General features: G+C 66.1%; 9 protein-coding genes and 1 pseudogene. 5 read left to right on the forward strand and 5 right to left on the reverse strand.

Annotated features, from left to right (window positions below):
* The 3 genes and pseudogenes from OXC99_09680 to OXC99_09690 form a co-directional block, all read right to left on the reverse strand.
* On the reverse strand, positions 1-1,206 hold the full coding sequence (locus OXC99_09680; protein MCY4625252.1) for an isocitrate/isopropylmalate family dehydrogenase: 1,206 nt from the start codon (positions 1,204-1,206) through the stop codon (positions 1-3).
* A gap of 36 nt (positions 1,207-1,242) precedes the next feature.
* Positions 1,243-1,452 (reverse strand): annotated as a pseudogene (locus OXC99_09685) (acetyl-CoA carboxylase biotin carboxyl carrier protein subunit).
* A 293-nt stretch (positions 1,453-1,745) separates the two neighbouring features.
* A complete protein-coding gene (locus OXC99_09690) occupies positions 1,746-3,302 on the reverse strand; it encodes a methylmalonyl-CoA carboxyltransferase (protein MCY4625253.1) in 1,557 nt (518 codons plus the stop codon).
* 407 nt (positions 3,303-3,709) lie between these two features.
* On the opposite strand from OXC99_09690, the gene xerD reads away from it, so the two are divergent.
* The 5 genes from xerD (at position 3,710) to uvrC (ending at position 8,828) form a co-directional block, all read left to right on the forward strand.
* Positions 3,710-4,606, forward strand: a complete 897-nt coding sequence (gene xerD, locus OXC99_09695) for a site-specific tyrosine recombinase XerD (protein ID MCY4625254.1) — start codon at positions 3,710-3,712, stop codon at positions 4,604-4,606.
* A gap of 160 nt (positions 4,607-4,766) precedes the next feature.
* A complete protein-coding gene (locus OXC99_09700) occupies positions 4,767-5,483 on the forward strand; it encodes a cytidylate kinase-like family protein (GenBank protein MCY4625255.1) in 717 nt (238 codons plus the stop codon).
* Between the two features lie 68 nt (positions 5,484-5,551).
* Positions 5,552-5,914 carry a hypothetical protein gene (locus OXC99_09705; protein ID MCY4625256.1) on the forward strand — a complete coding sequence of 121 codons (363 nt, stop codon included), beginning with the start codon at positions 5,552-5,554 and terminating at the stop codon, positions 5,912-5,914.
* Positions 5,915-6,189: 275 nt separating this feature from the next.
* Positions 6,190-6,786 carry a hypothetical protein gene (locus tag OXC99_09710; protein MCY4625257.1) on the forward strand — a complete coding sequence of 199 codons (597 nt, stop codon included), beginning with the start codon at positions 6,190-6,192 and terminating at the stop codon, positions 6,784-6,786.
* Positions 6,787-6,899: 113 nt separating this feature from the next.
* A complete protein-coding gene (gene uvrC, locus OXC99_09715) occupies positions 6,900-8,828 on the forward strand; it encodes an excinuclease ABC subunit UvrC (protein MCY4625258.1) in 1,929 nt (642 codons plus the stop codon).
* 9 nt (positions 8,829-8,837) lie between these two features.
* Here the strand turns inward: uvrC and OXC99_09720 are convergent, their stop codons facing one another.
* Positions 8,838-10,013 (reverse strand): LL-diaminopimelate aminotransferase, encoded by a 1,176-nt coding sequence (locus tag OXC99_09720; protein MCY4625259.1) that lies wholly within the window; start codon positions 10,011-10,013, stop codon positions 8,838-8,840.
* Between the two features lie 218 nt (positions 10,014-10,231).
* Positions 10,232-11,146, reverse strand: a complete 915-nt coding sequence (dapF, locus tag OXC99_09725) for a diaminopimelate epimerase (protein MCY4625260.1) — start codon at positions 11,144-11,146, stop codon at positions 10,232-10,234.
* Positions 11,147-11,282: the final 136 nt, after the last annotated feature.

The raw sequence follows: 11,282 nt of genomic DNA on the forward strand, positions 1-11,282 counted from the left end.
TTAGCCAGCGTCGACGTATGCCTGCCAGCGGTTGCCGACGTTGGCGTCCTCGACGGTCGCCATGATGTAGTCGCCGAACTCGGCTCCCGTCGCGCCCGTGCTGCGGCCCGTCATCACGATCTCGCGCTCGTACTGCCCGCAGATGTCCAGCGCCTGGTGCAGCCGCTGGCCAAGGTCCGGGTAGCCGATGTGCTCCATCAGCATGGCGCCGGCGCGGAGCATGGAGCTCGGGTCGGCATACTGGGCGCGGCCTTCGGAGACCATGCGCGGAGCGCTGCCGTGAATCGCCTCGAACATGGAGGACTGGTTGCCGAGGTTGGCGCTGCCCGCTGTGCCCACGCCGCCCTGGATCTGGCCGGCCTCGTCTGTCAGGATGTCGCCGTACAGGTTCGGCATCACCAGCACCTGGAATTCGGCGCGCCGCGCGGGGTCAAGCAGCTTGGCGGTCATGATGTCGATGTACCAGGCGTCCAGCTCGATCCCCGGGTAGTTCTTGGCGATGTCCTGCGCCAGGTTCAGGAAGTTGCCGTCCGTCGTCTTGACGACGTTCGCCTTGGTCACGGCGGTCACCTTGGTCTTGCCCGTGCGCTTGGCGTACTCAAACGCCGCATCGATGATGCGCTGGGAGCCGGGCCGCGTGATGACGCGGAAGTCGATCGCCAGGTCGGAGTCTACGTTGATGCCCTGGCTGCCCACGGCGTACAGGTCCTCCGTGTTCTCCCGGAAGAACGTCCAGTCGATGCCTTCCGCCGGGATGCGGACGGGACGCACGTTGGCATAGAGGTCCAGCTCTTTGCGCATGGCCACGTTGGCGCTCTCAAGGTTGGGCCAGCCGTCGCCCTGCTCGGGTGTGTGGGTGGGGCCCTTCAGCGTGACGTGGCATTCCTTGATTTGGGCCAGCACGTCGTCCGGGATGGACTTCATGTGCTCGGCCCGGTTCTCGATGGTCAGGCCCTCGATGATCTTGAAGGCTACCTTGCCCGATGCCACGGAGTCGCGGAGCAGGTACTCGAGCACGCGCTGCGCCTCCGCCGCGATGTACGGCCCGATGCCGTCGCCGCCCATGACGCCCACGGTGATCGTGGGCACGGACGCGAAGTCAATGGCAGGTTCCGCCGACTTCAGCCGCTCCACGCGCTCCAACTGCTGCTGCAGTACGACGCCGAAGTGCTCCTTGGCTGCCTCTATTGCTTGGGTGTCTACCATCTTTTCCTCCACGCTGTTGCAATGTAATTTGCGAGGCTACTCCGTCGCGATGACCGCCAGCACGTCTCCCCTCGCCACTCTGGAGCCGGCCTGCTGCGAAATGCGTGTCACGACCCCGGCGGCGGGCGCGGGAAGAGTGTTCTCCATCTTCATCGCTTCCAGCACGACAACCGTCTCGCCTGCGGCCACGCGCTGTGATTCAGAAACAGTATAGCGCACCACCGTGCCCGGCATGGGCGCGGTCAGCAGCCGCTCGCCGGGGGCTGCCTGTGGCGCGGATGCTGCCGCAGACGCCGGGGCGGGTTGCGCGGCGGGCTGCGGCCGTGGCGCCGGCGCCGGTCGAGCGGGTGCGGCCGCGGAGGCCGAGGCTTCCGCCGGCGGAGCGCCCGTGGGCGTGACCGTCACGCTGAACGGCTGCCCGTCGACCGTGACCTGTACCGCTCCGGCCTCCGCCGTTTCGCCCGGCGTCACCGTGACGGATAGCTCGCTGCCCTCGACGACGACGTCGAAGGTGCGGGACGCGGCCTGCTCAGAGGCGCTCACAGCGGGATGTTCCCGTGCTTCTTCGGCGGCAGGCTGTCGCGCTTGTCCCGAAGCATTTCAAAGGAGCGGATCACGCGCATCCGGGTCTCGGCCGGGTCGATCACGTCGTCGATGAACCCGCGTGAGGCCGCGACGTAGGGGTTGGCCGTCAGGTCGCGGTACTCCTGCACCAGCCGCGCGCGCTCGGCGTCCTGGTCCTCGGCGTTGCGGATGGCCTCGCGGTGGATGACGTTGACCGCGCCCGCCGGGCCCATGACGGCGATCTCCGCCGACGGCCACGCGTAGTTCACGTCCGTCCGCAAGTGCTTGCTGCCCATGACGATGTAGCCGCCGCCGTAGGCCTTCCGCGTCAGCACGCTGACCTTGGGCACCGTGGCCTCCGCGTAGGCGTAGATGAGCTTTGCGCCGTGCTTGATGATGCCGCCGTACTCCTGCTCCGTTCCGGGCAGGAAGCCGGGGACGTCGATGAACGTGAGGATGGGCACGTTGAAGGCGTCACAGAAGCGCACGAAGCGCGCGGCCTTCAGCGACGCGCCGATGTCGAGCGACCCCGCGAGGTACGCCGGCTGCTGCCCGACGATGCCGACCGTGTGGCCGTCCATGCGCCCAAAGCCGACGACGATGTTCTGCGCGTTCTCCGGCTGTACCTCCATGAAGTCGCCGCCGTCGACGACCGCGTCGATGACGTCCTTCATGTCGTAGGGCTGGTTCTCGCCCTCCGGCACGATGGAGCGGAGCGTCTCGCAGAGCCGGTTGGGATCGTCGCCGCTGTCGCGCCGGGGCGGGTCCTCGGCGTTGCTCGACGGCAGGAATTCGAGGAGCCGCCGCACCTGCTCGATGCACTCCTCGTCATTGGCGTAGGCAAAGTGCGCGACGCCGCTGATGGCGGTGTGCGCGTGCGCGCCGCCCAGCTCCTCGTGCGTCACCTCCTCGCCGGTCACGGACTTGATGACGTCGGGGCCGGTGATGTACATCTGCCCGGTGCCCTCCGTCATGAAGATGAAGTCCGTGATGGCGGGGGAGTAGACGGCGCCGCCCGCGCATGGGCCCATGATGACGGAGATCTGCGGCACCACGCCGGACGCCAGCGTGTTCAGCAGGAAGATGTCGCCGTAGCCCTTCAGGCTGGAGACGCCCTCCTGGATGCGCGCGCCGCCCGAGTCCTCGATCCCGACGACGGGCGCGCCCACCTTCATGGCGAGCTGCATGATCTTGCAGACCTTCTCCGCGACGACCTCCGAGAGCGAGCCGCCCATGACCGTGAAGTCCTGCGCGAAGACAAAGACCTGCCGGCCGTTGACGTGCCCGTAGCCCGTCACCACGGCGTCGCCGAGCGCCTTCTGGTCGGCCAGGCCGAACTCGGTCGCGCGGTGCGTCGCGAAGCTGTCCAGCTCCTGGAAGGAGCCGGGGTCGACCAGCAGCGCGAGCCGCTCACGTGCGGTGAGCTTGCCCTTCTCGTGCTGCTGGGCTATGCGCCGCTCGCCGCCCCCGAGGAGGGTCTGGGCGCGGAGCTGTTCAAGTTGGTCCAGTCGGGACTCTTGCCGTTGTTCCACAGACGTACGCTCGTTGTATACAGGCTGTGCCGTAGGGAAAAGCCGAATTATCCTAGCACGCGCCCAAACGCCCCCGCAACACGCGCCGCTCACCCCCCGTCATACCGGCGAACCGGCGAAGGCCGGTATCCAGAACGCCTGCGCCCAACGCCCTCTACCCACGCGAGCGGGGGAAGGCCGGGATGGGGGAGCAGATTCCGTTCGCGCTGAGGGAAATCGAAGCATGAACGGCGCCTGCCGCCGCTCGCTCAGAGCCCGCCGGTCTCACTTCCGCCTCACCCCGCCCTTCCTCTGGACATTCGGGTTGGCTATTGTAGAATATGCGCGTTTGTACTATCTTCCACACAGGACTTCCAGGGGCATAGGAAAGTCTGTCACACAGACGGGCAAGTCGATAAGGGGTCAGTATGAAACAGCAGATTGACGCGTATCTCAACCATCTTGCCGTGGAACGCGGCTTTTCCGGCAACACCATCATGGCGTACCGGAACGATCTCTACTCCCTCCAGAAGCACCTGGAGTCCGACGGCCTCTCAGATTGGCGCCGCGTCACCTCCGACCACTTGGCCGGGTTCGTGCTGTCGCTGCAGGAGAAGGGCTACTCGGAGACCACGCGCGCCCGGAAGACGGCCGCCGTCCGCTCCTTCTTCGCCTTTCTGGTCGACGACCGCATGCTGGAGAACAGCCCAGCCGTCGAGCTCAGCTCGCCCAAGATCGGACGGAGCCTCCCCAGCGCGCTCACCGAGGACGAGGTCGTCCGGCTGCTGGACGCGCCCATGGCCGTCGACACGCCGGAGTCGCGGCGGGACAAGGCGATGCTGGAGCTGCTCTACGCAACGGGCATGCGCGTCACGGAGCTCGTATCCCTCAAGGTGAGCGACGTCAACCTCAGCGGCGGCTACGTCCGCTGCATCGGCAAGGGCAACAAGGAACGCCTCATCCCCTTCCACGAGCAGGCGCTCGGCTCCCTGGAGTTCTACATCGATGAGGGACGCGATTCCTTCTTGGGCAACGGCCGGAAGGAGCAGGCCCTCTTCCTGAACCGGCGCGGCGAGCAGCTCACGCGGCAGGGGTTCTGGCTCATCCTGAAGGAGTATGCGCGCAAGGCGGGCATCGCCAACCCGGTGACGCCGCACACCCTGCGCCACAGCTTCGCGACGCACATGCTGCGCGGCGGCGCCTCCCTCCGGCAGGTCCAGGAGTTCCTCGGTCACGCCAGCATCGCTAGCACACAGATATACACCCACCTCACGGACGACCACTTGCGCGAGCAGTTTGAGGAAGCCCATCCCCGTGGCAAATAGGCCGGAGGGAGCAGGCCGGGATGCGCATCGCCGTAGGGAGTGACGAACGGACGGAGCTGACCGATGCCGTGGCCGCCGGTCTGGCGCCTCGCGGCATGCATTCTGAAGGCCGGGAGCCGGTCACGCCCGTGGCGGCCGCTCGAAACACAGGAGGCGGATTATGACCGTCATCACCATAAACGGGCAGCTTGGCGGCGCCGCCCGGGAAGTCGGGCAGGAGGTCGCCCGTCTCCTTGACCTCGATTATGTAGACCGTGTGCTCCTCGCCGAGGCCGCAAAGCGCGTCGGCGCGCCCATAGCTGCGCTGGAGGAAAAGGAAGAGGAGGACCAGTCACTGGGCAGCCGCCTGACACGGCTCATCCAGATCGCCTTCGAGCGCTCCGCCTACTCCGGCAACGGCGGCGACCCTTTCTTCGGCACTGGCGTTGACACGCTCCTGGCGCGCCCGTACCCGGAGGGGGAAAGCGACGAGGAGACGGCGGCGGTGGCAGCCGCACCCACAAGGCTGATCGACGACTCCCAGTTCTTTCAGGTCCTGTGCGACGTGATGAAGGACCTCGCAAAAGAGGGCAATGTCATCATCATGGGCCGCGGGGGCAACTTCGTCCTGAAGGACGTTCCCGGCGTACTGCACGTAGGCGTCGTGGCCCCCATCGACTTCCGCATGGACACGGCCATGCGGCGCAACAGCATGGACCGCGCCAATGCTGAGCGCTACGTCATGATGGAGGAGCGGGCGCGCATCAGCTTCTACCGCCGGCACTTCAAAGCCCATCCCGATGACCCGCACCAGTACCACATGATGGTAAACCCTGCTACCCTTGGTATAGAGAAGGCGGCCAAGCTGGTGGCGCAAGCGGTCCCGCTGGACGCCTGAGCGGTCAACAATCACAACTACGATAGCGCCCCGGTGCCAACCCGGCGCCCGGGCCCCGGAGGACGCACATGCCCCGCAGTTCCAGAGGCGCGACAGGTCACAGGGGTCACCGCACCCGCAAGAACCGTGCCGGCGCCCCCAAGGCCTCGGTCGCCGCGCAGCAGGTCGCGCCCGCCTCCGCTGAGCTTGCAGCCGAGTCTGCGCCCGAGACGACCATCTCCGCTGACGCCCCTTCGGCGTCCCCGGCCGCCGCGGCTGCCCCCGCGACGACTCCCCGCCGCGCGACCGTCTCGCAGCCTCCGGGCGCAACGGTCTCCGGCGCATCGGTGCAAGGCGACCCGCTTCTGAACAAGGAGCTCATCCGCATTGCGTTCTTCGCCGTGATCACTGCAATCCTGCTGGTGGTGCTCACCACCGTCTTGGGCAACTAGGGGAAGCACGCAGGCGCCCATCACCCCGCTCAAGCTTGAAGCTGGCTCAAAGACCATCGAATGTGCCAATGGTTTTCACGAAGCCAGGGAACTTCAGCTTGAGTTTTGTTCAACACCTTCAGTCAGGCCTCTGCTGTATCCTGCCTATGGATTGACGCAGACACATTGAACAAGCACTCCAGAATTCCCGCAAGGAAGATTCATAGCCTGTCTGGCGTCCGCCATCTGGACGCACACTACACTCACAAACAAGGACGCGGAGAGGAATAAGGGGAATGGGGATAGCACTCATAGTGCTGTTTGGGCTTTTGTTCATGGCAGGAATTGTCTCCGCGCTTGCCATCTGCCTTGTGTGCGCAGCAGTCGCACTTTACAGGAGGCAGGCAGTGTGGACATTTGCAATTGCCGGGGCCCTGTTTGGCGCATTCATTTTCCCTTGGCCTTATGTGCTCGCGAGGCTGTACGGGCGCTTGCTGCCTTACCCGATTATGGGGTTGATTTACCTCTTCGCATATGGCCTTTGGCTAATTGCGATACTGTCTGTCGTCACGAGCATCGCCTGGATATGGGAGTACACGCTTGGTACCTCTACAGGGTACGTCGCTTCGGGAGCCAGCATTGGCTCCGCTTCCTTCATGACCCTTTTGTATGGTGGTGGAATTGCTGTTTGTGGCTTTGCAATGTTCATGTCTGCAAAAGGTCTGTACAAGAGGTACCGCCTGGACAGACGCGATCCATTAGGCACCCAAATTGACAGCGCGTACGTGACGCCCTTCTTCTATGCCTACCTATGGCTTGCCGCTGCGCTTGCCGTAGCGTTTGTAAACGCCCACTACATGGTGTCTATTGGCGTCGATATTCAGGGATTCTAGAGCAAATACCGCTCCTGGTCTCATTGTTGTATCACCGGAATTGCCATTCTCACATCTTGCCCTCACTTGTTCGTGCACCCGCATCCGTAGCCCGCATGCCGTACAATACGGACATGGTGGACGCAACGACGCCCCCCACCCTCGCGAACGGCCCCATGCGTGAGCGTCTGGGCTCCGTCCCGGCGCGTCCGGGCGTCTACCTCTTCAAGAACGCCTCCAGCCAGTTCATCTACGTCGGCAAGGCGGCCAACCTGCGCAACCGGCTGCGCTCCTACTTCGGCACGCCCCTCGGCCTCGTCCCCAAGATACGCCGCATGGTGCAGCAGGCCCGCGACTTCGAGTTCGTCGTCACCCACTCGGAGAGCGAGGCCCTCATCCTCGAGAACACCCTCATCAAGCGGCACCGCCCGCCCTTCAACACTCGCCTGCGCGACGACAAGACGTACCCGTACATCAAGATCGACCCCAGCGAGGATTTTCCGCAGGTCTACTTCACCCGCCGCGTCCAGAACGACGGCGCGCGCTACTTCGGGCCCTTCGCAAGCGCGGACTCCGTGCGCAAGACCCTCGCGCTGCTCAAGAAGCTCTTCCCGTACCGCTCCTGCACCAAGACCATCACCGGAACGGACGCGCGCCCCTGCCTCGAGTACTACATCCACCGCTGCGTCGCACCGTGCGTCGGCTACGCGGATCGGGACAACTACATGGAGGTCATCGAGCAGGTGCTCATGTTCCTCGACGGCAAGACGACGGACGTCGTTCGGCAGCTCAACCACCGCATGCACGAGGCCGCGGAGAAGCTCGAGTTCGAGCGTGCCGCCCGCCTGCGCGACCAGGTGCAGGCCATCCAGCGCGTCGGCGAGGACCAGAAGGTCGTCTCGCTGCGCAACCAGGACACCGACGTCATCGCGATGGCCCAGGAGCGCAACGAGGCGTGGGTGGAGGCGTTCTTCATCCGCAACGGCAAGCTCGTCGGCCGCGACCACTTCATCATGGACGGCGTCCAGGACGAGGAGGAGGGGCGCGTCCTCGGCACCTTCATCCAGCAATTCTACGACCGGGCCTCCTACGTGCCGCCCACCATCCTGCTGCAGCACCCCGCCGACGACACGCCCCTGCTGACCGAGTGGCTCACGGGCCGCCGCGGCACGAACGTGCAGCTGCAGGTGCCCGTCCGCGGTGAGAAGCGCCGCCTCGTCGCAATGGTGGCGGAGAACGCGACGCAGGGGCTCAGCATGTCGAGGGCGCAGCGGCTCGCGGGGCAGGGAGCCCTCGACTCGGCGATGGCTGAGGTGCAGGAGGCGCTCAGCCTGCCACGCCTGCCCAAGCGCATCGAGTGCTACGACATTTCGCACGTCCAGGGTTCCGACACTGTTGGCAGCATGGTCGTCTTCCAGAACGGCGCGCCGCGCAAGGAGCACTACCGCCGCTTCAAGGTCAAGACCGTCGAGGGCCCCGACGACTTCGAGTCAATGCGTGAGGTGCTGCGCCGCCGCTTCGCCCGCATGGCCGCCACGCTCCCGACCGAGGACAACGCCGAGGACGCACCCAACGCGAGCGTAGAGAACGCCGAGCAACTGTCTGAAGCTCCGGACGGCAAGGCGTGGGAGAACGTGCCCGACCTCGTCCTCATCGACGGCGGCAAAGGGCAGCTCTCAGCCGTGCACGGGGTGTTCCTGGAGATGGGACTCTCAACGGACGTGGTTCCATTGGCGTCGCTGGCCAAGCGCGAGGAGGAGATCTTCGTGCCACACAGCCCGGAGCCGACGATGCTGCCGCGCAACTCACAGGGCCTTTTCCTCGTCCAGCGCGTCCGTGACGAGGCCCACCGGTTCGCCGTCACCTACCACCAGCGGCTCCGCTCCAAGCGCCAGACCCGCTCCGGCCTGGACACCGTCCACGGCATCGGCCCCAAGCGCCGCCGCATGCTCATGCAGCGTTTCGGCAGTGTGGCGGCCATCCGGGAAGCGACGTTGGAGGAGCTTTCGGCGGTGCCCGGCATGACGCGGGCATTGGCGCAGAACGTGAAGGAGCAACTGTAGGCGATTCGCCTACGCCTGCGGCGGCGGCACCTTCCACGACGCCAGCCGCCGGACGCCCTCCTCCAGGTCCTCGTCCGACAGCGTGAGCGAGAGCCGGATGTAGCCCTCGCCGTACTTGCCGTAGCCCGTCCCCGGCGTCACCACCATGTCGAGGTCGTCGAGCACGGCCGTCGCGAACGATGCCGACGTGAAGCCCTCCGGCACTGGCGCCCAGACGTAGAGGCTCGCCTTGGGCGGCTCCATCGTGATGCCGAGGCCGCGCAGCGCCTCGATCACCTTGTCGCGCCGCGCCTGGTAATGCGCGTTGCGCTCGTCGATCTCCTCCTGGCTCGTCTCCATCGCGCGTATGCCCATCTGCTGCACCGCCTGAGAGACGCCTGAGTCGAGGTTGGACTTGACCAGGAAGAGCGCCCTGACTAGGTCCGCGTTGCCCACGGCCATGCCGATGCGCCAGCCCGTCATGTTGTAGCTCTTTGACAGCGAGTGGAACTCGAGGCACACATCCTTCGCGCCGGGAACCTGCAGCGCGCTCACCGGCCGGTAGCCGTCGAAGGCGACCTCCGTGTAGCACGCGTCGTGCAGCAGCGCGATGTCGTGCTTGCGGCAGAAGTCGACGGCCCGCTCGAAGTAGTCGAGCTCCGCAACGGCGCCCGTGGGGTTGTTCGGGTAGTTCAGCCAGAGCACCTGTGCTTTCCGCGCTACGTCGTCGGGTATGGCGTCGAGGTCCGGCAGCCAGCCGCTCTCCTCGGTCAGCGGCAGCCAGTACGGCTCGGCGCCGGAGAAGAGCGTGCCGACGTTGTAGACCGGGTATGCGGGGTCAGGCTGCAGCGCGATGTCGCCCGGCTCCAGCAGCCCCAGCGCGATGTGCCCGATCCCCTCCTTCGCGCCGATGAGCGACATCACCTCTTTGCCGGGGTCCAGCTCCACTCCGAATCGGTCGTTGTACCACCCCGCGACGGCCTGCCGGAACTCAGGCAGTCCCTCGGTCTCCGGGTAGCGGTGGTTCGGCCGGCGGTGCGAGGCTTCCTTCAACTCCTCCAGCACCGGGTCCGGCGTCGCGAGGTCCGGGTCGCCGATGCCGAAGGTGACGACGCGCTTGCCCTCGGCCCGCTTGGCCGCAATGCGCCGGGAGATCTCCACGAAGAGATAAGGCGGAAGCTGCTGCACACGCTGGGTAAACTTCATACTGTCCCCTTCAACGTTCGTCATACCGGCGAAGGCTGGTACCCAGAAAGCCCGAACCAACCGCGCCGCACGCCCCCATCGTCATACCGTCATACCGGCGAATGCCGGTATCCAGAAAGCCCGATCGCAAGCCGCGCCCGCACCCCGCGCCTCTCCGCTTGCCTGTTGCGCAGGGGCGATTCGTGAATCGTCCGCACCATTATGTCAAAAGAAGAAAACTAGTCCGGCCAGCGGCCCTCGTAGACCAGTTCCACCGGGCCCTCCAGGAAGATGTCGCCCTCGCCGTCCCACGTCATCGTGAGCGTGCCGCCGGGGAGCTGCACGGCGACCTGCTCGTCGGTGTAGCCGTGGATGCGCGCCGCCACCGCGACGGCGCACGCGCCGCTGCCGCACGCCAGCGTCAGCCCCGCGCCGCGCTCCCAGACGCGTGCCGTCAGGTGCGTGCGGTCGACGACGTTCACGATCTCGAAGTTGACGCGTTTCGGAAAGAGCGGGTGGTGCTCCACTAGCGGGCCGATGGCCTCCAGCGCAAAATCCTCCACGGGTGTGTCCAGGAATACGACGGCGTGGGGGTTGCCCATGGAGACGCCGGTGAAGGCGAAGGCGTGGCCCGGCACAGCCAGCGGCCAGTCGAAGACGATGTCCGTCGGGTTGTAGTAGCGCGCGCTCGCCCCGCTGCCGGTGTGTGCTGTGGCATGGCCCGCGCCGATGGGTACGAGCCGCTGCGCCGGGTCGACGGGGACGCGCTCCGGCGTCAGTTCCGGGCGGCCCATGTTCACGCGGGCCCGCACAACCTGGCCGTCCCGCAAGATCGGCTGGATCTCCAGCACGCCCGCCCCCGTCTCGGCGGTGAAAGTGCCGTCGCGGAGCGTCACCATGCCCCGCTCGATGGCGTACTTGCTGAAGCAGCGAATGCCGTTGCCGCACATCTCCGCCTCTGAGCCATCCGGGTTCCACATGCGCATCCGCAGGTCGGCCACGTCCGAGGGCACGACCAGCAACAGCCCGTCGGAGCCGACGCCGAAGTGGCGGTCGGCCATGGCGGCCGCCAGCGCTCCCCAGTCGCGGTCCTCGCCGCGCGCTTCCACGACGACGAAGTCGTTGCCGGCGCCGTGCATTTTCGCGAAGTCCATAACCTGCCCCCGGTTGCATGTATCGGGTTGTGATTGCCCCTGCTGTAGCTGCTCCCAGTGTAGTTTGCCCGCCAACCCACGACAAGGCCGCCCCCCCCCCCCCCCCCGGCGACACCCCCCGCTGGTCCCCGCAGGA

The organism is Chloroflexota bacterium, from assembly GCA_026713825.1.
Classification (GTDB): Bacteria; Chloroflexota; Dehalococcoidia; order Lucifugimonadales; family UBA1127; genus UBA1127.

Excerpts from the sequence above, each read along its gene's own strand:
- OXC99_09705 (MCY4625256.1), top strand. The coding sequence starts at position 5,552 with ATGCCCCGCAGTTCCAGAGGCGCGACAGGTCACAGGGGTCACCGCACC.
- xerD (MCY4625254.1), top strand. The coding sequence starts at position 3,710 with ATGAAACAGCAGATTGACGCGTATCTCAACCATCTTGCCGTGGAACGC.
- OXC99_09720 (MCY4625259.1), bottom strand. The coding sequence starts at position 10,013 with ATGAAGTTTACCCAGCGTGTGCAGCAGCTTCCGCCTTATCTCTTCGTG.
- OXC99_09700 (MCY4625255.1), top strand. The coding sequence starts at position 4,767 with ATGACCGTCATCACCATAAACGGGCAGCTTGGCGGCGCCGCCCGGGAA.
- OXC99_09710 (MCY4625257.1), top strand. The coding sequence starts at position 6,190 with ATGGGGATAGCACTCATAGTGCTGTTTGGGCTTTTGTTCATGGCAGGA.
- uvrC (MCY4625258.1), top strand. The coding sequence starts at position 6,900 with ATGGTGGACGCAACGACGCCCCCCACCCTCGCGAACGGCCCCATGCGT.
- dapF (MCY4625260.1), bottom strand. The coding sequence starts at position 11,146 with ATGGACTTCGCGAAAATGCACGGCGCCGGCAACGACTTCGTCGTCGTG.
- OXC99_09680 (MCY4625252.1), bottom strand. The coding sequence starts at position 1,206 with ATGGTAGACACCCAAGCAATAGAGGCAGCCAAGGAGCACTTCGGCGTC.